General features: G+C 41.0%; 22 protein-coding genes and 2 pseudogenes. 9 read left to right on the top strand and 15 right to left on the bottom strand.

Going from position 1 to position 22,040, the window contains the following annotated elements:
- Positions 1 to 173: 173 nt before the first annotated feature.
- On the top strand, positions 174 to 998 hold the full coding sequence (locus ABMY45_RS05175; RefSeq protein ID WP_010603671.1) for a hypothetical protein: 825 nt from the start codon (positions 174 to 176) through the stop codon (positions 996 to 998).
- 88 nt (positions 999 to 1,086) lie between these two features.
- Here the strand turns inward: ABMY45_RS05175 and ABMY45_RS05170 are convergent, their stop codons facing one another.
- Entirely contained in the window at positions 1,087 to 2,241 is a 1,155-nt protein-coding gene (locus tag ABMY45_RS05170; RefSeq protein ID WP_349288527.1) for an iron-containing alcohol dehydrogenase, read from the bottom strand.
- 10 nt (positions 2,242 to 2,251) lie between these two features.
- Positions 2,252 to 3,115, bottom strand: coding sequence for a type 1 glutamine amidotransferase domain-containing protein (locus ABMY45_RS05165; RefSeq protein WP_349288526.1), 864 nt, complete (start codon positions 3,113 to 3,115; stop codon positions 2,252 to 2,254).
- Between the two features lie 110 nt (positions 3,116 to 3,225).
- On the opposite strand from ABMY45_RS05165, the gene ABMY45_RS05160 reads away from it, so the two are divergent.
- Together ABMY45_RS05160 and ABMY45_RS05155 are read left to right on the top strand one after the other, a co-directional pair.
- Positions 3,226 to 4,125, top strand: coding sequence for a LysR family transcriptional regulator (locus ABMY45_RS05160; protein WP_010603674.1), 900 nt, complete (start codon positions 3,226 to 3,228; stop codon positions 4,123 to 4,125).
- 88 nt (positions 4,126 to 4,213) lie between these two features.
- Positions 4,214 to 4,447: a hypothetical protein gene (locus ABMY45_RS05155; RefSeq protein ID WP_010369844.1), complete on the top strand. Its 234-nt coding sequence runs from the start codon at positions 4,214 to 4,216 to the stop codon at positions 4,445 to 4,447.
- A gap of 163 nt (positions 4,448 to 4,610) precedes the next feature.
- On the opposite strand, the gene ABMY45_RS05150 is transcribed toward ABMY45_RS05155, so the two are convergent.
- From ABMY45_RS05150 to ABMY45_RS05130, 5 genes and pseudogenes are all read right to left on the bottom strand, one after another.
- On the bottom strand, positions 4,611 to 5,102 hold the full coding sequence (locus ABMY45_RS05150) for a hypothetical protein (protein WP_239422844.1): 492 nt from the start codon (positions 5,100 to 5,102) through the stop codon (positions 4,611 to 4,613).
- Positions 5,103 to 5,376: 274 nt separating this feature from the next.
- A complete protein-coding gene (locus ABMY45_RS05145) occupies positions 5,377 to 5,994 on the bottom strand; it encodes a DUF6624 domain-containing protein (protein ID WP_226899018.1) in 618 nt (205 codons plus the stop codon).
- A gap of 378 nt (positions 5,995 to 6,372) precedes the next feature.
- A pseudogene (locus ABMY45_RS05140) lies at positions 6,373 to 6,522 on the bottom strand (transposase); the annotation flags it as partial.
- Between the two features lie 29 nt (positions 6,523 to 6,551).
- Complete coding sequence (locus tag ABMY45_RS05135) at positions 6,552 to 6,821, bottom strand: Txe/YoeB family addiction module toxin (RefSeq protein WP_010603677.1); 270 nt, start codon at positions 6,819 to 6,821, stop codon at positions 6,552 to 6,554.
- Complete coding sequence (locus ABMY45_RS05130) at positions 6,814 to 7,068, bottom strand: type II toxin-antitoxin system prevent-host-death family antitoxin (protein ID WP_053397282.1); 255 nt, start codon at positions 7,066 to 7,068, stop codon at positions 6,814 to 6,816. Before ABMY45_RS05130 ends, ABMY45_RS05135 begins: the two co-directional genes overlap by 8 nt.
- Before the next feature lie 340 nt (positions 7,069 to 7,408).
- On the opposite strand from ABMY45_RS05130, the gene ABMY45_RS05125 reads away from it, so the two are divergent.
- Positions 7,409 to 8,380, top strand: coding sequence for a transposase (locus tag ABMY45_RS05125; RefSeq protein WP_349288525.1), 972 nt, complete (start codon positions 7,409 to 7,411; stop codon positions 8,378 to 8,380).
- A 528-nt stretch (positions 8,381 to 8,908) separates the two neighbouring features.
- Positions 8,909 to 10,081 carry a hypothetical protein gene (locus ABMY45_RS05120; RefSeq protein ID WP_211865094.1) on the top strand — a complete coding sequence of 391 codons (1,173 nt, stop codon included), beginning with the start codon at positions 8,909 to 8,911 and terminating at the stop codon, positions 10,079 to 10,081.
- An 832-nt stretch (positions 10,082 to 10,913) separates the two neighbouring features.
- Here ABMY45_RS05120 and ABMY45_RS05115 read toward each other — a convergent pair.
- The 6 genes and pseudogenes from ABMY45_RS05115 to ABMY45_RS05090 all read right to left on the bottom strand — a co-directional run bounded on the left by ABMY45_RS05115 (position 10,914) and on the right by ABMY45_RS05090 (position 16,167).
- The gene (locus tag ABMY45_RS05115) at positions 10,914 to 11,780 is read right to left on the bottom strand and encodes a helix-turn-helix transcriptional regulator (RefSeq protein ID WP_349288524.1); all 867 of its coding nucleotides are present in this window, start codon (positions 11,778 to 11,780) and stop codon (positions 10,914 to 10,916) included.
- Between the two features lie 57 nt (positions 11,781 to 11,837).
- Positions 11,838 to 12,707 (bottom strand): helix-turn-helix transcriptional regulator, encoded by an 870-nt coding sequence (locus ABMY45_RS05110; protein ID WP_349288523.1) that lies wholly within the window; start codon positions 12,705 to 12,707, stop codon positions 11,838 to 11,840.
- Positions 12,708 to 12,748: 41 nt separating this feature from the next.
- On the bottom strand, positions 12,749 to 13,612 hold the full coding sequence (locus ABMY45_RS05105) for a helix-turn-helix transcriptional regulator (RefSeq protein WP_045988337.1): 864 nt from the start codon (positions 13,610 to 13,612) through the stop codon (positions 12,749 to 12,751).
- A gap of 215 nt (positions 13,613 to 13,827) precedes the next feature.
- The gene (locus ABMY45_RS05100) at positions 13,828 to 14,448 is read right to left on the bottom strand and encodes a hypothetical protein (protein WP_349288522.1); all 621 of its coding nucleotides are present in this window, start codon (positions 14,446 to 14,448) and stop codon (positions 13,828 to 13,830) included.
- Between the two features lie 307 nt (positions 14,449 to 14,755).
- A pseudogene (locus ABMY45_RS05095) lies at positions 14,756 to 15,022 on the bottom strand (helix-turn-helix transcriptional regulator); the annotation flags it as partial.
- Positions 15,023 to 15,291: 269 nt separating this feature from the next.
- Positions 15,292 to 16,167 carry a helix-turn-helix transcriptional regulator gene (locus tag ABMY45_RS05090; RefSeq protein ID WP_349288521.1) on the bottom strand — a complete coding sequence of 292 codons (876 nt, stop codon included), beginning with the start codon at positions 16,165 to 16,167 and terminating at the stop codon, positions 15,292 to 15,294.
- A gap of 726 nt (positions 16,168 to 16,893) precedes the next feature.
- Between ABMY45_RS05090 and ABMY45_RS05085 the strand changes: the two genes are divergently transcribed.
- The 4 genes from ABMY45_RS05085 (at position 16,894) to corA (ending at position 19,911) form a co-directional block, all read left to right on the top strand.
- Positions 16,894 to 17,754: an alpha/beta fold hydrolase gene (locus ABMY45_RS05085; RefSeq protein ID WP_349288520.1), complete on the top strand. Its 861-nt coding sequence runs from the start codon at positions 16,894 to 16,896 to the stop codon at positions 17,752 to 17,754.
- A gap of 3 nt (positions 17,755 to 17,757) precedes the next feature.
- A complete protein-coding gene (locus tag ABMY45_RS05080) occupies positions 17,758 to 18,381 on the top strand; it encodes a TetR/AcrR family transcriptional regulator (RefSeq protein WP_029215706.1) in 624 nt (207 codons plus the stop codon).
- Complete coding sequence (locus tag ABMY45_RS05075; RefSeq protein ID WP_010603699.1) at positions 18,378 to 18,869, top strand: GNAT family N-acetyltransferase; 492 nt, start codon at positions 18,378 to 18,380, stop codon at positions 18,867 to 18,869. The genes ABMY45_RS05080 and ABMY45_RS05075 overlap by 4 nt, the downstream gene beginning before the upstream one ends.
- An 85-nt stretch (positions 18,870 to 18,954) precedes the next feature.
- Positions 18,955 to 19,911 carry a magnesium/cobalt transporter CorA gene (gene corA, locus ABMY45_RS05070; RefSeq protein ID WP_045988330.1) on the top strand — a complete coding sequence of 319 codons (957 nt, stop codon included), beginning with the start codon at positions 18,955 to 18,957 and terminating at the stop codon, positions 19,909 to 19,911.
- A gap of 12 nt (positions 19,912 to 19,923) precedes the next feature.
- Here corA and ABMY45_RS05065 read toward each other — a convergent pair whose 3' ends face one another.
- Positions 19,924 to 20,376, bottom strand: a complete 453-nt coding sequence (locus tag ABMY45_RS05065; RefSeq protein WP_349288519.1) for a GNAT family N-acetyltransferase — start codon at positions 20,374 to 20,376, stop codon at positions 19,924 to 19,926.
- Positions 20,377 to 20,472: 96 nt separating this feature from the next.
- A complete protein-coding gene (locus ABMY45_RS05060) occupies positions 20,473 to 21,825 on the bottom strand; it encodes a hypothetical protein (RefSeq protein ID WP_174169502.1) in 1,353 nt (450 codons plus the stop codon).
- Between the last annotated feature and the right edge of the window lie 215 nt (positions 21,826 to 22,040).

Below are 22,040 nucleotides of genomic sequence, written 5' to 3'. Positions count from 1 at the left end.
AACTCACCTAACATAGGTAAGACCCAGCCTTTGGAACTAAGTTTATAAATCAAACCAATCCAAAAGCAGTAAGCATAACAATTCTAAAGCTAGGTAAAAAGCCTGTATTTGATGTGGGTTGTGGGTGCTAAGGTCTATAAAAACATACTTTCTAATATAAAAGGATTATTTCTATGAAATTTCATTCAATCGCCGCAGTAGTAAGCTTAGCGTTATGTAGTGCAACATTTACTGTTGGTGCTACTGAACAAGAAGAAAAAACCGCGACAATCGGTGAGCAGATTTTAGATAAAGTAAAAAGTAAATTACTATCGGGGTTTGGTTCACTTTTAGCTGATGCTGTATTTGGTTCTGGTGGACCACAATACGTTATGCTGAGCGAAGAGAGCCTGCAGGCAATACAAGAGCGCGTTAGAGAAGAAATTGTACGTGATGCGGAGTTCGACTTTCTTTCTGAGTTTAGAAGCGTTGAAGCAAGCTTAAAACACTATGGCGATACCGTAAAATACAATGGAGAAGACCCTGTATTACTTGGTGGATTATTACTAAAAGCTAACGATCTGATAAATCACCGAGCTTTAAATAGTAGCTACAATGATGACTTTTTCTACCTTGCAGACACCTATGCCTTAGCAGCATCGGTTGTAGTGGCAGTGTATACTGAGCGTTATTTGGCTGGCATGGTGCCAAAAACAACCGTCGTTACCGCAGCTAAAAATCTAGCGGATCAGTTAAGCATAATGCTGGCACAGAAAAAGCAGGCGGACTTGCCACTTAGAAGCGGCTGTGAAGCACCTGACCCTTATTCTCAAATCGTTGAATATAAATGCTGGCTTAAAGACCCGTATGGTAACTATTTAGCATCGTACGTGGTAGAGCCACAATATCCAGATGATGTTGAATACTGGAATCGCAAAAAATCCCAAGCTGAAACAGAATACAGGCAAACCAAATTTAACAAAATTCAGGCTGTTATTGATCAACTAAGAAGCCTATAAAAAGCCGATGGAGTAAGATGGTTTAGTTACCTCTAAACCATCTTACTTTTGTTATCAAAGGGTAACACATTGCCACTGATTACTTGTTTTACAACGCCAGCATTAAAATTTCTTTCGCCTTCGCTAAATCAATATCGCCGTGCTCACCTAGTGCCGTCATGCCGTTCTTTTCTAGATTAGCGATAACTTCTTGTACTGCTTTTTCGTCTAATTGATAATCCGCTAAACGGGTTTGCACCGCCATCGACTCAAAAAAGTCTTGAACTGCTTTTATTGTTTGGTCAATTTGCTGCGCTTCGTCTGCGGCTGTAATACCAAATACACGCTCACCAAGTTGCTTGATTTTCTCGGCTTTTTTGTCTCGTTGCACATACATCACCGCAGGTAATACAATCGCAAGCGTTTGCGCGTGGTCAAGGTTATACAATGCCGTTAGCTCGTGACCAATCATATGGGTTGACCAATCCTGTGGTACGCCTTGACCAATAAGGCCATTTAGCGCCATAGTTGCAGACCACATAACGTTTGCTCTTACATCATAATTGTTAGGCTCGCTTAATGCCTTTGGCCCTTCGCTGATAAGCGTTTGTAAAATACCTTCTGCAAATCTGTCTTGCAGTGGCGCATTTACTGAATAAGTTAAATACTGCTCAATCACGTGAACAAACGCATCCACTACCCCATTACTCACTTGGCGAGGCGGCAGTGAATAGGTGTATTCTGGGTCAAGTACCGCAAACAGCGGCTGCACAGTTGGTGACGAAAACGCACGCTTTTGCGAAGTTGCCTTTTTTGTAACCACTGAGTTGCCGTTACTCTCAGAGCCTGTAGCAGGTAAAGTGAGCACAGCACCAATCGGTAATGGATTGCTAAAGCTTGCGCCCTTTACCAAAATGTCCCAAGGCTCACCGTCAAAATTCACGGCTGCCGCCACAAACTTTGCGCCGTCGATAACGCTGCCGCCGCCAACCGCAAGAATAAAATTCACATTATTTTGCTTTGCCGTCGCGACCGCTTGCATTAGCGTTTCATATGTTGGGTTTGGCTCCACACCACCAAATTCCACAACCTCAACATCTGTCAATGCATTCATTGCTTGGTCGTATACACCATTATTTTTAATCGAGCCGCCGCCGTACAGTAGCAACACCTTTGCAGCCTCTGGTAATCGTGAGGTGATTTCACTCATTTGGCCTTTACCAAAAAGAATTTCGGTTTGATTTTTAAATACAAAATTAAGCATGCTCAATTCCTTACTGTTTAATATTCGGTTCTTCAGCTAACATTTCTAGCAGCTTTTCTGCTAGTAATGTGTCTGAAAACGGGTTTTGCCCTGTAATTAGCTCTCTATCAACAACCACTTTTGGCTGCCATGCATTTGCAAACTGCATTTTTCCTCCAGCCTGAGACATCGCGGCTGCTGGGTAAAAGTTGAGTTTTTCGCCATTTAACGTGCTTTCAAATACTTGTTCTTCGGGGTTCGAAAATATCGTCATTTGATATCCGTCATAAATCCAGTTTTTCGCTTGAACAGGTGACTGTGTTGTTAAACTCTGATAATACGCTTTTGGTTCACTTTGTGCCGAAAGCAACGTAATTGGGCCGTGGCAAATCGCAGCTGTTGGTTTATTCTCGCGGTTAAAATGGCGCAAAATTTCACCCACCTGCGGATTATTCGCCAAATCAATTAACGGTGCGTGTCCGCCTGGAATAAATACCGCATCAAATTCGTCTAGCCCCGCAGCAAGGATCTCGCTAAAACTTGCGGTATCATTAAGATCTGGCAGGTTAGCAATAAATTTTTTGATGCTTTGTAATTTAGTCTCATCACCGCCGAAGTAATTAACCGACACTGATTTTTGATCAACAGCAGGGGCATTGCCTTTTGGTGTTGCTAATATCAGTTTATATCCAGCATCCACTAAAGCCTTTGCAGGTATCCCAAACTCATTGAGGTAATAACCTGTTTCTATTGTCTCACCATTGGCAAGTTCCATCGAGGTTTCGCTCGAAAGTAACACTAATACTTCACCTTCACTTGCATGAACGCTAAGCACATGTGTTGCACCCAACAACGATGACACCCACACTATCGTATTCAGTATACTCTTTTTCATCCCGGCTCCTCATACCAGTTCAATATCGACGAGTTTAGGCGATTTGCGGACACAGGAGAATTCGGATAAATTGGTAGGAGCAATCAGAATATTTATGGCTCAAGTAATTTATGTCTCATCTCACCCAACTAAAAACCTTTGTGGAAGTATACCGCTGCAAAAATATCACCAAAGCAGCGGCCAACTTGGGGATGTCGCAGCCAGCTGTCACGGCACATATTCAAACCATGGAAGCGGTCGTAGGAAAAGCCCTGTTTGAACGCCAAGCAAGAGGGGTAAAGCCAACGCCAACAGCACATGACTTAGCGCTGCAGGTATCTGGTCATATCGATATTTTAGAGCAGAAGATCACCTCAATTCGGGCACGCTCCAATGCGGTGTTTGGCACACTAAATATTGCCGGCCCCGCGGAGTATTTAAGCTTTGTCTCCGGTCCACAAATCGCCAACTTATTGCAAGCGGGCAACATTAACGTGGTACTTCATATTGGCAATAAAATTAACATTTTCGACGCACTAATAAACGACACCGCCGACATTGCCATTGCCGCCTCTGCGCCAGATCCCACAAGCTTTGACTATTTAGTTCTAGACAAAGAGCAATTGTGGCTAGTGATGAACCGTTTAGAGGGCAGAGAAATTCAAGACAGCGATATTACCGCCGACTTACTCTCAAGCTATAATGTCGTCACGTACGATCAAGACTTACCTTTGGTTAGACAATACTTTGACCGTGTATTTAATGCGGGCTGCAACTCTAATGTCATCGCTATTTGCCCAGACATTAGAGCAATTGCTAACATCATTCGCTCTGGAATAGGTTACTCCGTCCTCCCCGATTATCTCTGCCGAGATCTCATAAAAGCAGGTGAACTGATCCAACTTGGCCCTGTAGGCCCTGAAAACAATATCTATCTAGTATGGAAAAAGGGCGCGTTAAAACACCCACGCATTGCTTTTGCAAAAGATGTGATCTCCGCCTTTGCTAATATTAATTATCTTTCGAATTAAAAAGTTGTAAAAAAATTATTTTCCGCAGATTTCTGCTGAGAATTCCTGTTACCTTGCTGTAAATTAAAAGAGACGGGTTGGAGCATCAATGGACTATCAAAGCCAATATCGTGACTTAACTATTTATTACGACGCACTAAAAAAAGCAACAAAGCAAAGTGAAGCGGTACCAGACACCACAGAAAAATGGCTGGCACTCGTAGAAACGACCTTATTTGAATTACAAGAGCTTGCCCATATGGAAAAGGCTTATATGCAAAAATCAAGAACGATGAATAACCTAATTGAGTTGGTATATTCCAGCGCCCCAAGCATGGACTAGTAACTAAGGGTTATTGCTGTTGAGTTTTGCATTGACAAGAGTGCTACTACTAGCACTCTTTTTTTTCGCTAGAAATAGAGTTAAACAGATTTAAAGTTTGAAAATTAGCTGCACATACTTTACGACGCGGATAACCTGCGAAAATTCATGTGTGTTAGGTGTACTATTGGTACACCTTCAATGTAGTAAAGATCTCCTCGGACAGTTCTGCAAACACACCGTGGATCCGCTCAGATAGCGCTTTTACATTATCGAAATCAGGGTCAGCAAGCATTAAAATTTCAAAGATTGACCACTCAGGCATAACATCTTGATCCACCCACCTAACCCCCTGTAACTTTGCCCAATAATCAATCTGAACATCCTTTGTTTGCCCAAGGAGCCAAAGTTCGAATTGCACTTCTTGATGGTTCAACACAACTGCCAATTTGAGCTTGTGTTTTTTAAGGTAATCGTTTTGCAGATAAAAGTATGTAAAGTCAATATATCCGTGTAACACGTTTGCGACTGTAAACTGGCCTTTATACTGCTTACTGAATTCAGCTCTGAGACTTTGAACAATAGAGACAAGATCCTTATAGGTTCTCCGTAGTTCGCCACTTGCAAATGCCATTTTATAGGCTGGAATTCGAGCACGAAGACTTTTATTAGACATGTTGTCCTCTGAGTTTTTCAGGCACATAGCAAAATGACCCACACACGAAGCTAGCATTACAAGGAGCCTGAGTCATCATTAGATTGCTAATATCATATCAAACAATCAAAGTCGAATGACGCTTCATATATCCCAAGCTCAAAAATCAAGAAGCAAAAATCAATGACACCCACCACAAATTTCAAGCCTTCATTTTCCTAACTTCAATGCAATTAGTGATGGGTGTCACCAATCCATCCTTTAGTCATTGACGCCATAGTCTCTTGTATGCGTTCTAATTCAGCTCTATTTCGGGGTGATCTTTAATACCATACATTTCTTCCATTATCTTTTTATAAAACTCTAATGGAGGCATATTCATTTCAGCCCTCCTTTCATCCACTTTATCAACTTCTGAGATTGGCATGAAAGTGACTTTACCATTTTTAATATCTGCTTGTGTGCCGTACAGTTGCTTTTGCCCCCTATGTATAAGTACGCGATCGGTCAATAATGCGACTTCTTGTCCTGATACGCCTTCATTATTTAAATATGCTCTCTTTAAGATTGGAAGCATTCTTTCTTGAAACTCAGTATCTGACGAGTGCTGTATTATAAGAAATGCTGCTCCAACCCCCTCATTTCCGACCTCAGCATGTGTTAGCCATTGTCGTTTGCTTAATATTGCTTTGAGTTTTTCAGTATTCTGATGATCAACTGATGATAATTTAGCATGAAGCTCTTTTGGAGCTTTATCCCAACCGGCATCTCCTAACTGTTTTCGTACAGCCTGATCCTGTTTTGCCATTTCAATGAGTTGAGCTTGCAATGGCAAATTTATCTCAGCTGAAACAAAACAAGGAAGAAAGTAGAGTAAAAAAAGTAACCGCATTTTCAAATTCCATTTAAGCATATAACAACCTACTAGTGTAAATTCTGAATATCTCACTTATCCACAAGAGATAAAATCGCAATCATCAAGAAAATTTTATTTAATAATTTTAGCAAGCTACCAGTCAAACATTGTCATTTCTATACAATCCAAAAATTACAAAAATCACTGACACCCACCACAAATTTCAAGCCTTCATTTTCCTAACGTCAATGCAATTAGTGATGGGTATCACCAATCCATCCTTAATACATTTTGCATAGTGGTATCAACCTTAGCCGAGTTCTTTATTTGATTCAATCGTTTACTCTAAACGTCACTGTCATTTTTTTACTGTGTTTTATGAGGCTATAAGGCTGGTCTCTGTGGCTTTTTGAGGTTTAAAATGAGCTACACTTCTTAGTGTATTATTTTTTGCAACTTTTCTAGATTATGCACCAAGCAATACAACTTCCATTGCGCATTCACTTTCCCTTGCCCTCGTAATGTGAGTTTATTCATTCCTTTATTCACTATGATGTTGCCGAACACAGGTTCGATACACCTAAGTCGCTTGCTGTATTATCGCCGCCTCTAATTTAGTAGTGGTAACGACACGAAATTATCGTTATCGCTTGATCATCAACTGCATAAACAAGCCTGTTAGTGTCATCAATACGACGAGACCAAAAACCAGATAAACTCTCTTTCAACGGCTCTGGTTTACCGATGCCCTCAAATGGGGAGCGCTTAACATCATTGATGAGTTTGTTGATGCGCTTGAGTGTTTTCTTATCTTGAGTTTGCCAATACAGATAGTCATCCCAAGCGTCATCAGTCCACGACAGTAAACGTTGACTACTACTCATCAATTAACTCTCGTGCTGTTGTTTTACCAGCACGGTACTGTGCAATCGAACGATTTAAGTGTTCAGCGTTTTGAGGAGAGCGTAGTAAGTGGACAGTCTCCATAAGGCTATTGTAGTAATCTAAAGACATAACCACAGCATCCTCAGAGTCACGACGTGTAATGACTGTTGTATCTGCGTCATTAACTACACCGTCTAGAACAGCTTTAAGACTATTTCTAGCTTCAGTAAAAGATACAATTCTCATAAGAACCTCTACATGTACATTTAATGGAACAAGTATAGTCTTCACCATTCTACTTGTACAGTAAATTGAGCATGTAATATTGATAAGGTAACCAACACTCCGCTCACCGGAATTTTGGGAGCGGAGTAAGTGAAATTTCCGAGTGTGGTGGCTTGTTACATTACGTCATCATCAGCATTCAAAGCCATCTTTAAGAAGCTAGGCATTCTTGGATCTGTGAATTGAAAGAATTATCAAATCGCAAGTTACCAAATCGCTGACACCCACCACTTAATTTGCACCTTCCTAAGATACCGCCTACGCTTTAATTCTGCACTCAAAGGATTGAGGAAACCAAACTATGGCAACTGCTCGTAAAAAACAAATCAGTTTAACCGACACCAAATATTATCACTGTATCTCCCGCTGCGTAAGACGCGCCTTTCTGTGCGGTGAAGATAAATTTACTGGAAAATCATATGAACACCGCCGGGATTGGGTTGAAGAAAAGCTCCTGATCTTAGGGTCTGTGTTTTGTATTGATGTCTGTGCTTATGCCGTGATGAGTAATCACACCCACATTGTTTTATATGTTGATGATAAAAAGGCTAAGCGCCTGTCTGATAAAGCGATCGTTATTCGATGGCACAAGTTGTTTAAAGGCAATTGGGTAAGCCAAAAATTTACTGAAGGTGAGCCACTCAATGAGTCGGAGCAATTGATACTCGATGAGCATGTCGCCAAATACAGAGAAAGGCTCGCAGATATTAGCTGGTTCATGCGAGTACTCAACGAAGACATCGCCCGCCGAGCAAATAAAGAAGATAATTGTACAGGCCGATTTTGGGAAGGACGATTCAAATCCCAAGCATTACTGGATGAGGCAGCACTGGCTGCTTGTCTAGCCTACGTAGACCTAAACCCCATTAGAGCCAAAATCGCCGTAACGCCTGAAACCTCAGACTACACCAGCATCAAAAAGCGCATCGACCACGCTAAGCTGGGCAAACAACCAAAAAGCCTACTACGCTTTGCTGGTAGCCCGCGAAAACATATGCCCAAAGGCCTACCTTTTGAACTCAAGTCCTATATTGAATTAGTTGAGCTCACGGGCAAATGCATTCGAGTCGATAAACGCGGGTATATCAATGAAGCACAACCGATTCTTACTCGACTCAATATAGAACCTGAGAACTGGATAAAACTCACTACGCAATTTTCACGGGTATTCCACGGTGCAGTTGGTCGAGAGCGAACAATAACCGCTTACTGCGAAACACTGCAAAAACGACGACGGACAAACCTAACAAACTGCGAGCGTTTGTTGGCTTAGCAGAGCAAGCTTTTCAACTCTAGAATTTCTTACTTCTGTATTTGCAGCGCTTTGTCGTGCACGATAACTCGGTTTTGATGTAGAGATACGCTTGGGCGCTAAAAATTAGCCTATAGAAAAATGTTTTTGTACCCAGCGACTGAAGTATTTTTATACTTTTTACTTCACTTCCTCAGCTTTGACGTTAATAGTGGTGGGTGTCACTTCTTTTACTCTTCACTTTTTTTCTTTACTTTTTTTCTTTTTACTTCTTTTACTTCTTTTCTTACTCTTATTTTCTTTCCTTTATTTTCTCTCACGATAACCCTCTCTTATTTTCTCACTCTCTCTTATTTTCTACTTTGGTTGTGTGATTCAAAAATCTGCAATTTTAATGCAGAAAGATCGGTTAGATTTATCAAGTAATTCAATTGATTTAAGAATAAACCAACTATATAGGGTACAAATATAGGTAAAGCTCGTGGTATAATGGCGTAACATCAGCTTTGTTAATTTGTCACGAGAGCTATATTTAAGGAAAATCAATATATGAAAACTTATAACCATTCTTCTGCAGCTATTTTTATACCCTCGATTTTATTCGCTATGGGGTTCAGTAGTTTTGCTGAAGCAGGTACTTATTGTCGAACGGCAGACATTCCTTTGGGCGAAGTAGTTACAGACATAAGCCGAACGAGCATTTTTTGTGATGGGAAGTCTTATATTACCCAGCCGATAGAGTATGCGCGGCCAGTATGCAATGTTCCTAGCGTTCCAATGCCAGCCAACTATTACATCGAGAGTAAATCTATAGAAGCTCAATGTTGGGACGGTTCAATTCATTATAATGAAATTCATGTTGTTGATTCAAATTCAAATGATTCAACAATTGAAGTGTGTTATGGGGACGTACCGAATGCTTTCAAACATGGTACATCTGAATTTGCTAATAGTGATGGGCCTCACTACGATTGGTATGTTTCATCTCTGGGAGCTCGGAGTTGTGATACGACTTCAATTCACCTCACCACTCGCCCACGTATTGCCAACAAAATCGAGCCTTTCTCATTAAATGAGAAAGGAGCGGAAAGAGTATTTCGTGCTTGTAAAGGGTCTGAAATCCCTCCGTATGCCAAAAGAACCAGTGATTTTTCAAGAGATAGAGACTGCAATGTTGTTGCTAGTCTAGGGCAGTCGGCGGAATATACTGTTAGCTTTGATGAGTTATGCCCAACTACAGTAGGGGAGCAAAAGCCTTACTCACGTTATACAAAAGCGATATGTCCACCACCAAAGCCCAAACCTAAACCAACAGAAAAATGTTTAAAAGGTACTTTGTACGGAAATAAAGGATCAAATATAAAACTGTATTCAGTTGATAAAAAATCTTCGATTGCAGCATCGAATGGCAAGCTAGTTATGAGAAGTAGTTCGAGCCAAACTTGGACTCTTCAAGACAAAAACAATGATGGAGAGTTCGGGATCTTAAATAGTGCAGGAGCAATGTTCTCAAATGGTAAGGGAGATGCTGTCTCTGTCAAAAAAGATGTTGATTTTTCAGAACGATCACGTTGGATTATTAAAGATGCTAATTCTGATGGAATATATCAAATAACTTCCGTAGACAGATATCATGGGAGCTTGTACAGATCTACATATGTTCAAACAGCTGAATTTAATTATAAAGACGAATCTTTATGGAGAGTGTGTGAAGTGAAGTAAAGTACGATGTGCTAGTGTACACTAGTTTAAGCCTGATTTAGACAGTTACTGTTTTTCAATGGGCTGCACAGGTCAGGCATTGCAGTGTCCACAAGCCACTGCAAGACCACACCTCCAAATCAAAGGAGTTTGGTCTTGCACGTTCTACGCACTTAATAACTACTCTACTAAAGAATCAATATCGCTCATATGGACATTTCCAATTACAAGCCATTTTTAGCATTACTATTGGTGTGGTTAGGTGTTCATATCTGGGCTTTTGACAGGGGGCTGCGCCGAGCGCAGTGATTTATTCCCAATAAAAAATCAAGGGCATCCACCACAAATTTCAAACCAGCTATTCCTAACATCAATGCAATTATGATGGGTGTCATCCACTCCATCCAGTTACTGTTTTTCAATGGGCTGCACAGGTCAGGCATTGCAGTGTCCACAAGCCACTGCAAGACCACACCTCCAAATCAAAGGAGTTTGGTCTTGCACGTTCTACGCACTTAATAACTACTCTACTAAAGAATTAATATCGCTCATATGGACATTTCCAATTACAAGCCATTTTTAGCATTACTATTGGTGTGGTTAGGTGTTCATATCTGGGCTTTTGACAGGGGGCTGCGCCGAGCACTGTGATTTATTCCCAATAAAAAATCAAGGGCATCCACCACAAATTTCAAACCAGCTATTCCTAACATCAATGCAATTATGATGGGTGTCACTTATTTTTTTTTGACCAAAGTGATTGAAGTAATTTTATACTTTTTTACTTCACTTCCTCAGCTTTGATGTTAATAGTAATGGGTGTCACTTATTTTTTTATCAGATACTACCATTATTACTCAACATGTTCAGCCGATCTTGATACTTGATTACGTGCGATATAACCGATATAAAGTACTGCGACACACAGCAGCATAGGCACTGATTTTAAGTAAGCAAAATAGTCATAAAAAAAGGTTACTTCCCAGAACGCCTTTGCGGTTTCTTCGTTTATACCTAAATGCTCCAGATTGCGCAGGAAGTTCTCCATCAACGCAAAAAAATCTATTAACGCTAAGGTCAAAACTAAGAAATGTAATGGCCCCTCCGCATAGTTTTTTTCAAACACTGAGGCACTTTTTCCTCGGGTAAGCAACACCGCAAAAGCCATCCGATGTTTTAGTAAAAAGAGTAATAAAAGGCTGAGCGAAAATTGAATGGTGAACGCACAGATATTCTTATGATATCCACTATCAAGAATTGGGAAAATAACATTTACCAGCGCATAAACAGCTACCGTTGAACACAAAAATACTACTACAAAGCAAAGCGTCAACAGCTGACTATTTTTGTCTTTGTAAGAGTAAAAGAACAAAACCAATAATAAGATAAATAAAGTAGATTCAAAAATAATTACGCCAAAAGCCGAACCCAAGATAAGCGTAAGAATACTGCCCTTGTCCTTCATATTGTCTGGATACAGTCGTGAGAGCGCTTCGGTATCATCCAAAATATCAGCGAGTTTAACTCTGCAGAGATCGGCAAACTTCATTAACGTACCAAGCTTGAAGGAACTAACGCCATTAAGGTAGTTGTCTAGTGTTCGCATGCCAATCCCGAGGTGGCGACATATATCTTCTCGCGACATCCCGCGTTTATGCTTAAGACCCTTTATTAATAGTCCTATACGCTGGCTTACTTCGTACTCTTCTGGCGTTTGCATCGCCTCGCGATCCTTCTATATAAACTATTATTAATACTGAATTCGTTATTGCTAAAGTTACAGTGTAGCTCTAACTTGTAGCGGAGCATTTCTTCGCGCGATAAACCCTACATAAAGTAAAGCGATGCAGAGAAAAATTGGGATTGCCTTGAGGTACTCGAAATAATCATAAAAGAATCTCAGCTCCCAAAATATCTTTGCTGTTTCCTCACTAACCCCCAAGCGCTCCAAATTTCGAATAAAGTTTTCCATTAGAGCCAAAAAATCGATAAGTGCTAACGTCATTGCCAAAAGATAAATTGGGGCCTCTATACCATTCTTTTCGAATACAGATGCAGATCTTCCCTGAGTTAAAAATACACTAATCGTCATTCTATGTTTAAGTAAAAACAGTAACATGAGACTAAGAGTTAACTGCAGTCCAAAAGCATAAATATTCTCGATATAATAGCTTTCAACAGCAGGGAAAATAATGAACTTCAAGAGATATGCGACAGCGACCTCAAGTGCATAAATAAAAAGGAAAATGCCTGTGATAGTTTGACTATTCTTATCTTTGTAACAGCAAAAAAACAAAAATAATAGAAGGAGGAATACGATAGATTCGAAAATAAGAAAATACCCAGCAATAGATCCCAAGATAAGCGTAAGAATACTGCCTTTGTCCTTCATATTGTCTGGATATAGTCGTGAGAGCGCTTCGGTATCATCCAAAATATCAGCGAGTTTAACTCTGCAGAGATCGGCAAACTTCATTAACGTACCAAGCTTAAAAGAGCTAACACCATTAAGGTAGTTGTCTAGCGTTCGCATGCCAATCCCGAGGTGGCGGCATATATCTTCTCGCGACATCCCGCGTTTATGCTTTAGACCTTTTATTAGCAGTCCTATGCGCTGGCTTACTTCATACTCTTCTGGCGTTTGCATCGACCTACCGTTTCCTGAATCTAATAATTAATCTATTGTTATTAAAAGTGTGATAGCTGCTGGCGGCTCTTCTTACGTGCAAGCAATCCAATATATAACAGAGTAATGCACAATAGTGTCGGAAAAGCTTTTAGATACGCAAAGTGGTCAAAAAAGAACGTAACTTCCCAGAATATTTTAGACGCTTCCTCATCCATACCTAGGCGATCTAAATTACGAAGAAAGTTTTCCATCAATGCAAAGAAGTCTATAAGCACTAACGTTAAAGCCAAGAAATACAATGGTCCTTCCACGTAATTTTTCTCGAATACCGAGGCTGATTTACCACGTGTGAAAAAAACTGAAAGTGCCATTCGGTATTTGAGCAGAAATAACAGCAGTAGGCTTGAGATTAACTGTCCACCGTAAGCATAAATATTCTCGATGTAATAGCTTTCAACCACCGGAAAAACAATATTTTTTAAGTAAAATACCATTACTGCATCTAGTGAAAGCACAACAGCAAAAATCAAAGTTAGCGATAAGCTATTTTGATCTTCTTTACATAAATAAACTAAGACAAAAAGTAAAATACAGGTGATCGGCTCAAAAACTGTAGCACTTACTACCGTAGTCATTAGCAAGGCTAGAATACTGCCCTTGTCCTTCATATTGTCTGGATATAGTCGCGAGAGCGCTTCGGTATCATCCAAAATATCGGCGAGTTTGACTCTACATAAGTCAGCAAACTTCATTAACGTACCAAGCTTAAAAGAGCTAACACCATTAAGGTAGTTGTCTAGCGTTCGCATGCCAATCCCGAGGTGGCGACATATATCTTCTCGAGACATCCCGCGTTTATGCTTTAGACCTTTTATTAGCAACCCTATGCGCTGGCTTACTTCGTACTCTTCTGGCGTTTGCATCGCCCCACATTCCCCTTTAACCAAACCACAAAATTAACCCAAACATTACATTTTGTTTAATATAAAGACAAGTGGAATAACACTAACTTATGAAAAAGCGTACACTTTCAAATAGGTGATAATAACGTACCTATAATGGTTATCAGAAAAGGATGCTTTTGAATATAAAAGCGAGCGCAATATCGGAAACATACTGCGCTTCCCTGTATCTCAGACTAATTCTGGATTGGTTTTCTTTTGGTTCGTACTACTAAGCCAACATATAAAAGCGCTATGCATAGGAAAATAGGCACGGCTTTGAGGTACTCAAAGTAATCGTAAAAGAAAGTCCATTCCCAGAAAGCTTTGGCCACTTCTTCACTTACTCCCATCCTATCTAAATTACGTATGAAGTTCTCAATTAACGCAAAGAAGTCTACAAGTACTAGGATAATCACTAATAAATATAAAGGCCCCTCAGCATAATTTTTCTCAAAAACTGATGCCGATTTACCCCGAGTAAGAAAAACTGCAACCGTCATTCTATACTTCAGCAGTATAAGCAAAAATATACTAAGGATTAATTGAGAGCCGAAAGCATAGACGTTCTGTATAAAATTACTAGTAACGTAGGGAAAAATTAAATACTTAATACCTATTATTGAAAACGAATCCAAAACAAACACCATAGCAAAAATTACCGTTAACAATAGGCTATTATGATCGTCTCTAGATAAAAACACTAGTAGAAAGAGGAAACTACAAACAATTGGATTGAACAACGTTGCTCCAATAAATGAAGCAAGTACCACAGCAAAGATACTCGTCAACAGCGACAAATTAAATAAACTTCTCATAGCCCCTAACCATCCGAATTTTGCTTTTCAGCTTGCTGCTCTCTTGGGCCATCACCTTTAAAAATACCTGACCCACCAACTTTTTTACATAATGAACGACTAAGAACCCTTTTTATCGACTTCTTTCGACCCGTTGACAAAATCAGGCTAAATAAACTTTTCAAGATACACCTCAGCAATTCAACTTTTCTGGTGGAGAGGCTTTATGCTATCCCCTTTCCTCAAGCCCAAGCCACCATAAACTTGCTTACACAATAAGTGACTAAGGGCTATTTTTATTGGGTTTTTCTGTGTTGCCTTCATTATTCTTTTCCTCACTTTTTTCTCCATACAGGCCAGAGAGCTTATCTGTATCTTCTAAAATATCTGATAACTTTACTTTACAGATTTCAGCAAACCGAAGCAATGTCCCAAGCTTAAAGGAACTAGAGCCATTTAAATAGTTATCAAGGGTCCTGTCACCCACACCCAAACGCCGGCTAACCTCTTCTCGGGTCATCCCTTTTTTGCGCTTTAGCCCCCGTATCAGTCGGCTGATACGCTGGCTTACCTCGTATTCTTCTGGCGTCTGCATCGCCCCACCATATCTCTCAATCACCCCAACCAAGTTAACCAAAAGTTTACATCCAGTTAAATATAAAGACAAGTAGATGACAGTACTATTTTTAGGTGCACACTCGCAAAAACCCAAAACAGAAACAAACTTATCATTATATTTGAATTTTTGGTATCAATTGATTCAAGCAACCCTTTCTAAACATGCTTATTTGTTATTTTGCAGACCATTAAAATCAATAATTAAAAACACACAAACTTCTCTATTTTTATGGGAAAATCTTCACATTATTGTGTAGGCGCAGCATTTGCTTTATTTAAAACCTGCTTACGGCGCGCTGTTATTCCTGCGTATAAAACAAACATACAGAGCAGATAAGGCACGGCCTTAATATAAGCAAAGTAATCATAAATAAAGGTCAGTTCCCAAAATGGTTTGGCAACTTCTTCATCTATACCTAAACGCTCTAGGTTACGGATAAAGTTTTCCATCAATGCGGCAAAATCAATCAAAGCTAACGTACATGCGAGTGCATAAAGCGGCGCATCTACTTGGTTCTTCTCAAAAATGCTGGCTGAATTCCCTTTGGTAAACCACGCACCTAAGAACATTCTGTATTTGATCATTAGCGCCAGCAGTAAACTCAGTAAAAGTTGAGTTGCAAAAGCATAGATATTTTCAATGTAATAGCTTTCAATAGCTGGGAAGACGACATAATTCAACCAGTATGCAACAACGATTTCTAACGAAAAAGCAAATATAAAAATTGCAACAATGCTTTGGCTATTCTTGTCATTACGCGCATAAAACAATAACAAAATAAGAAAAGCAAATAAGGTAAATTCAAGCACCATAACGCCGACAAAATAGCCCGTAAATAACAAAAAGATATTGCCTTTGTCTTTAATATTCTCAGGATACAAGCGCTTCAGCGCGTCGGTATCATCCAAAATATCAGCCAGCTTTACCTTGCAAAGATCCGCAAACTTTAACAATGTCCCAAGTTTAAATGAGCTCACCCCGTTTAGGTAATTATCTAACGTGCGCGAGCCTATACCTAAACGTTTACAGACATCTTCTCGGGTCATACCTCTGGTACGCTTTAACCCAAGTATTAACCTACCTATCCGCTGGCTTACCTCATATTCCTCTGGCGTTTGCATCTGTCCACCATTGTTTTACGTTAGCTCCCTTGAAATTAACCCAAACATTACATTTAGTTAAATATAAAGACAAGCTTCTCTCGATAAATTGCAATGAAAAAACAATAAAACACTCAATACTTCACCAACTTTACGTAATTTGAAACATTTTCATCGTTTTTCACGTTTAACCTCTCTTTAAAGACAAACCTTATTGAGGGTATGCCCCTCATAGCCCTGAGTAATCCGCAGCCGGCGTTTTAAAAAGATCGCTGGGTAAACCAGCTCCTACGGGGTGGTGTATCGCTGGGTAAAACAGCTCCTACGAGGAGGTGTATCGCTGGGTAAAACAGCTCCTACGAGGAGGTGTATCGCTGGGTAAAACAGCTCCTACGAGGAGGTGTATCGCTGGGTAAAACAGCTCCTACGCGAGGTGTATCGCTGGGTAAACCAGCTCCTACGCGGAGGTGTATCGCTGAGTAAACCAGCTCCTACGCGAGGTGTATCGCTGGGTAAACCAGCTCCTACGCGGGGTGTATCGCTGGGTAAACCAGCTCCTACGCGGAGGTGTATCGCTGGGTAAACCAGCTCCTACGCCGGGTGTGTCGCTGGGTGAACCAGATCCTACATGGGGATGTATCGCTCGGTAAACCAGCTGCAATATTAAAAGGTGATTGTTATGCTTTACAAAAAAGTACAACTGTTCTATTTTAATAAAAGTACAAGTGTTCTTTTTTAGAGGTCAGGATGAAATTCAGCTACTTTAACGACAAAGACGGCTCGCTTATTACCAAGATAAGTCGGGGTGTCACAGGGCTTATGTGCACGCTTGCGCCACCTATTACTTCGAGGTTAGGTCAGGTACTACTGATGAGTCCGCATGGTAAGCGTCAATATCAGTTTAAAAATAAAAAACCCAATGGTGAGTTCAATATTCTTACCTCGCTTGGTCGCGTTCATGTAAACGTGTTTGGCCTTGGTCCGAAGACCGTTGTGTTAAGTCATGGTTGGGCCGATAACAGCAGTTGCTTTGATACTTTGATCCCTGAACTCGTAGCAACGGGATTTTGCGTTGTGGCGATTGATCATGTTGGTCATGGACAATCTCATGGTAAGCAAGCCCATTTACTGGCTTTTGTTGAAGCACTGGATACCCTGATTGAGAAGCTAGAAGCCGATCGCCATGATATCGTGGCTTTGGTGGGGCATTCTATGGGCGCTGTGGCGCTGATGAACTTACCGGATTATCGCCTAGAAAATCGTGTGGTTATAAATGTTGCAACTCCCGTGCAGTTTTTTGAGCTGATGTTTGAGCGCGTTGCGCGAGCGGGTATTTCTGAAAAAATGCTGCACCAAGTGTTAGGCGCTATCACCACAAGATATGGCACGCATTGGCATTTGATCCGAGATAAATTCCACGACGGTGTACTTAAGTTTAAGCCGACATTTATTCACGATACCGAGGACCGATTTGCGCCATTTGAACACGTAGAGTCGCTTATCGCTGCCACTCCTGAGCGTTTAATCCAAACCTCAGGCCTTGGACATCGCCGCATTTTAGGCGATACTGGCGTTATTCAACGTATTACTCAAAGAATAACTGCATAAGTGATGAATAAAGGCGAGAGAACGAGACAAACCATTTTAGAGCAAGGTATGCGCTTTAGTAGCCAATATGGCTTAATAGAAGTCACGATTGGTTCTATGGCCAAGCTTTGTGGCTTGTCTCGCAGCGGGCTTATCTCGCATTTTGACAGTAAAGAAGATATGCAGTTGGCGATCCTCGATTACTGTGAAGATCAATTTATGCTGCATGTCGTCGCACCGGCACGGCACCAAGATCCCCTAGTGCAACTCAAAATGCTCTTTTCTATTTGGGCAGACTGGACTCGTGAACTATTTAATGAGCCACATTCAACTTGCCCGTTTATCAAAGCGTTGGTTGAATTTAATTGCCATACAGACAGCCCTATTCATACCAAAGTTACCGAGCAACATAACCGATTATTTAGCTATATTAAGCATAAAATTGTGCAAGGGATAGAAAGCGGTATTTTTCATCCTGAGCTTGATGCGCAGTGCGCGGCGTACGAGCTATACAACTTGTATCTAGGCCATGCGATAGCGAAAAATACGGTACTAACAGAACATGCCAGCGAGTTGTTTAAACGTAATATTGAGCACTTACTCGAAAGTTACCAAGCTGATCCAAAAACACGGAGCGTATCTGCATGATTGAAATAATCTCTACCCCAACCCGCGATATTGTTGAGCAGCTTACTGAGCTATACATCGCGACCTTTTCAGCGCCGCCACGTAATGAAGAAATAGACCAAGCAGCTATTCGCTTGCTTATGGAAAAGGAAATCGAAGAAGGCGAAGTACGTGTTATTTTTGATGACTCAACACAGCAACTTATAGGCAGTTTGTCGCTAGTGCCAATCGCGCATTTTAAAGATAAAGCGCGCTTTGATCTTACGTCAGGCCTATACATTTCGAACTTTATGGTTGATGCGAATATTCGCGGCAAAGGGATTGGCAAGCAATTACTACAAGACACCTTAGCCGCTACTCGCCAACCTATCCACACTCGTTGTCGAGTAGATGCCTTAGCAGTGAATCATTTATTTCAGCGCCATGGCTTTAAATTGGTTGCTAATTACACAACAATTATGAATAACTCGGTTGCGGCGCGTAATATCTACACCTATCAAGCTGAATAATCTGCGGATAATCCTTGGATTGTCATTGTTGATTAATACATTCACTCTTATACTTTGCCAAAGAGTCGTCGTGTAGAGTAATGAGATGCTGAGGTTTTTTTCGATTGAACACGGTGTAATTTCCGAAATGGAACCAAGCACCGACACCCCGATTGAAATAGCAATCAAAAACGCCCATTGGATAGATACTATTAATCCCACTGAGGAGGAGCGAGTTGCTCTGGCAAACACGCTAAATATTACCCTTCCTGGTGCGGATGACGTAGAAGAAATCGAAGCCTCTTCGCGCTGTTTTATCGACAGCGAAGGTCTGCATGTACACGCTTTATTTATGTCTCCCAATGACGGGCGTTTTAATACGGTGACCGTGGCCTGCTTATTACAAAAAAACTGCTTATTAACCATTCGTGATGACGAGCTTGCGGATTTTAGGTTGCTGCGACTGCGTGCGCGTAAAGGGCAAGTAGCGTGCGATAACCCAAAACAGCTGTTAGTGACTTTATTCGACCAAAAAGTCGAAAACCATGCGGACATGCTTGAGGATATGCACCACCAGCTTGAAAAGCTCAGTGCCTATGTGCTTGAGGAAGAAGACTCAGATCTAGAAGAAGCTGTTAGTCGTATTTCAAGGCTAGAAGATGCCAACGGTAAAGTGCGCTTATGTTTGATGGATACGCAGCGCAATATCTCGTTTTTAATGCGCCATGTGGGGGTGCAATCTGAGGAGCGAGAAACGCTACGGGAAGTCACACGAGATATCGAAACGCTAATGTCGCACTGCGCCTTTCTCTTCGATAAAGTGAATTTTTTAATGGACTCTACGCAGGGTTTTATCAATATCGAACAAAACCAAATTATTAAAACTTTCTCCATTGCCTCTGTCGTATTTTTGCCACCCACTGTGGTTGCCAGTGTGTATGGGATGAATTTTAATAATATGCCAGAGCTAAACTGGGCTTGGGGCTATCCTTTTGCCATTGCTATTATGCTGCTCTCTGGTTTTGCTCCTTATTTATTCTTTAAACACAAAGGTTGGCTGTAAACTTTGGTTAATCTAGAGGTGTAACTTCATTTCAAGCAGGCAAGGTGTAAATCCCGCTTTTTCATAAGCATGAATTGCTGCGGCATTACTACTGTATACATCAAGGTAGAAGTCGTTGACGTTTTGGGTTTTACACCAAGCGATTAAGTGCTCCATGATCGCTTGATTCAAACCTTTACCACGATGCTCAGGTGCTACATACATAAACCCAAGATAACCATGCTGCGTGTGCTGTAGCTGCTGTTTAGATGCTCTTATCTGCACATACCCTGTTGCCACTATTTGCTCTGATACTTCACCAACAACCACTAACGTATTCGAACAAGTGAGTAATTTTTCAAAACCGTAGTATTTGGCGTCTTGTGATTTGATTGTTGAGTTATACGGACGCTCCGCTTCGATCACTTGCTGTTCTAAATCTAGAAGTGTAGTTAAGTCGTTGATGGTGGCTGGTCTAATTATCATATTTTTTCCTTAAAAAAAGCCACCTTAGCTTAACTAAGGTGGCAAAGCCACTATCTACAGTGTTAAAAATTGTCAGGGACTACATGAGGTTAAGTGTTAATGGTCGTGAGATTCCTCTGCAGTAATACCAAGCCATACTAGTTTTTCTGGTACGTAATCTAGCTCAAATGTGTCTACCAGTTTGGCTTCTTCTAAATCAAACTTTTTAATTTGTTTTGCGATTGGGTCGCTCACATATACCGCTTGCTCTGAATGAGAAAATGTAATTTGGAAGCCGTGACCTTCTGGCATCGTAGTTAAATCAGCATCACTTACTTGTACTTCACCTGCAGCTTCAAAATGGTGTTCACCATCATGCTCATGACCGGCAAAAATGCTGAGTTTACCTGCGGTATCCATCACCACAACATGCTCACCCGCAAAGCTAAATCCAAAACTCGCAATGCGATAGTTATCACTTACTTGCCATTCAAGCTTCTCGATATGGCCGTGCTCTGGGTCAACCATCAGCACATCATTACCTGCTGATGCGATAAATTGCTCTGCATCATGGTGGCCTTTGAGGGTGCCAATTCGCTGCCCGTCAGCAAAGTAATCTGGATTAGCTAGTTTTACTGCACTAAAGCTTTCGCCTTGCTGAGTGATAACCGCAACACCATCACCACAACCAAATGCCACTGCTTCTTCATTTTGTGCGCTGCCGTGAAGTGCTGGACAGCTTACGTTAAATACCTGCTCTTGATGAAAATGGTCACCATGCGCATGATACAAACCAATTTGCGAGGGTAGAGAAGTTTCGGTTTGAGGGTCTCTGATCGTGCTAATTAGAAATTCGCCTCGAGCTTGCGCCGCACCGTGCATGTAAGTGTCGTAATGTAATGCAGCGACTTCGCTTTGCTCGCCGCTAATATGCGCTTCACTAAACATCGCGGCACTGGCATTTTGTTGGCTGTCTTTGTCGCCATCTGAGAACACAGCAATACCAGACTCACCGACAGTCACGTGTGTTGGCTTCACTGATTCTAAATGGAACGAAGCAAGTGCAGGCGACTCTTCGTGAGTATGGTGATGGTCGCCATGCTCCTCTTCATATAAACCACCGTCAATAAACTCCACTAAACCTTGGTCACGTTGTACCAAGACAGCAAAGCGGTGATTTTCAGAGCTATATACATATTTTGGATAGTGTGTAACGCCAATCGAGTCGATAAGTGATTTATCCGCCGTTGAGTACACATTCACAACGTTACTTTCTGCGCTAGTGACTAACAGGCGACCATTTGCGTCTGTGATCGCATCTCCATGATCATGATCATCATGACCATCGTCATCATTGCCATTATCTTGTGCTGGCGGGTCTACTTTTACAATTGTGTGCTCAGTACCACCACATGCAGAAAGAAGAATTGCGGAAATGGCAACTGCCAAAAGTTTACCTTTTAATACCATGAGAGAGATCCTATTTTTATTTATGTTATACCATAACTTTAAATATGTTATCTTATAACAAAACTAAAAACAACACCTCGACTAATCACCTATTGACTATTTTGCGCGCAAACCCAATAGTGAAGTATGAAATCCACTTGGCATTACCAGACAAAAGGCACTCTCAAGATAACAAATGCCTTGATGTAACACTCCGGCTATATAAAAAGGACTAC

It is taken from the genome of Pseudoalteromonas sp. XMcav11-Q, assembly GCF_040104525.1.
GTDB lineage: Bacteria > Pseudomonadota > Gammaproteobacteria > Enterobacterales > Alteromonadaceae > Pseudoalteromonas.
This window is presented reverse-complemented; position numbering and strand designations above follow the sequence as displayed.

What these genes read in the sequence shown, in the direction of transcription:
- ABMY45_RS05175 (WP_010603671.1), top strand. Translation starts at nt 174, where the DNA reads ATGAAATTTCATTCAATCGCCGCAGTAGTAAGCTTAGCGTTATGTAGT.
- ABMY45_RS05170 (WP_349288527.1), bottom strand. Translation starts at nt 2,241, where the DNA reads ATGCTTAATTTTGTATTTAAAAATCAAACCGAAATTCTTTTTGGTAAA.
- ABMY45_RS05165 (WP_349288526.1), bottom strand. Translation starts at nt 3,115, where the DNA reads ATGAAAAAGAGTATACTGAATACGATAGTGTGGGTGTCATCGTTGTTG.
- ABMY45_RS05160 (WP_010603674.1), top strand. Translation starts at nt 3,226, where the DNA reads ATGTCTCATCTCACCCAACTAAAAACCTTTGTGGAAGTATACCGCTGC.
- ABMY45_RS05155 (WP_010369844.1), top strand. Translation starts at nt 4,214, where the DNA reads ATGGACTATCAAAGCCAATATCGTGACTTAACTATTTATTACGACGCA.
- ABMY45_RS05150 (WP_239422844.1), bottom strand. Translation starts at nt 5,102, where the DNA reads ATGTCTAATAAAAGTCTTCGTGCTCGAATTCCAGCCTATAAAATGGCA.
- ABMY45_RS05145 (WP_226899018.1), bottom strand. Translation starts at nt 5,994, where the DNA reads ATGCTTAAATGGAATTTGAAAATGCGGTTACTTTTTTTACTCTACTTT.
- ABMY45_RS05135 (WP_010603677.1), bottom strand. Translation starts at nt 6,821, where the DNA reads ATGAGTAGTAGTCAACGTTTACTGTCGTGGACTGATGACGCTTGGGAT.
- ABMY45_RS05130 (WP_053397282.1), bottom strand. Translation starts at nt 7,068, where the DNA reads ATGAGAATTGTATCTTTTACTGAAGCTAGAAATAGTCTTAAAGCTGTT.
- ABMY45_RS05125 (WP_349288525.1), top strand. Translation starts at nt 7,409, where the DNA reads ATGGCAACTGCTCGTAAAAAACAAATCAGTTTAACCGACACCAAATAT.
- ABMY45_RS05120 (WP_211865094.1), top strand. Translation starts at nt 8,909, where the DNA reads ATGAAAACTTATAACCATTCTTCTGCAGCTATTTTTATACCCTCGATT.
- ABMY45_RS05115 (WP_349288524.1), bottom strand. Translation starts at nt 11,780, where the DNA reads ATGCAAACGCCAGAAGAGTACGAAGTAAGCCAGCGTATAGGACTATTA.
- ABMY45_RS05110 (WP_349288523.1), bottom strand. Translation starts at nt 12,707, where the DNA reads ATGCAAACGCCAGAAGAGTATGAAGTAAGCCAGCGCATAGGACTGCTA.
- ABMY45_RS05105 (WP_045988337.1), bottom strand. Translation starts at nt 13,612, where the DNA reads ATGCAAACGCCAGAAGAGTACGAAGTAAGCCAGCGCATAGGGTTGCTA.
- ABMY45_RS05100 (WP_349288522.1), bottom strand. Translation starts at nt 14,448, where the DNA reads ATGAGAAGTTTATTTAATTTGTCGCTGTTGACGAGTATCTTTGCTGTG.
- ABMY45_RS05090 (WP_349288521.1), bottom strand. Translation starts at nt 16,167, where the DNA reads ATGCAAACGCCAGAGGAATATGAGGTAAGCCAGCGGATAGGTAGGTTA.
- ABMY45_RS05085 (WP_349288520.1), top strand. Translation starts at nt 16,894, where the DNA reads ATGAAATTCAGCTACTTTAACGACAAAGACGGCTCGCTTATTACCAAG.
- ABMY45_RS05080 (WP_029215706.1), top strand. Translation starts at nt 17,758, where the DNA reads ATGAATAAAGGCGAGAGAACGAGACAAACCATTTTAGAGCAAGGTATG.
- ABMY45_RS05075 (WP_010603699.1), top strand. Translation starts at nt 18,378, where the DNA reads ATGATTGAAATAATCTCTACCCCAACCCGCGATATTGTTGAGCAGCTT.
- corA (WP_045988330.1), top strand. Translation starts at nt 18,955, where the DNA reads ATGCTGAGGTTTTTTTCGATTGAACACGGTGTAATTTCCGAAATGGAA.
- ABMY45_RS05065 (WP_349288519.1), bottom strand. Translation starts at nt 20,376, where the DNA reads ATGATAATTAGACCAGCCACCATCAACGACTTAACTACACTTCTAGAT.
- ABMY45_RS05060 (WP_174169502.1), bottom strand. Translation starts at nt 21,825, where the DNA reads ATGGTATTAAAAGGTAAACTTTTGGCAGTTGCCATTTCCGCAATTCTT.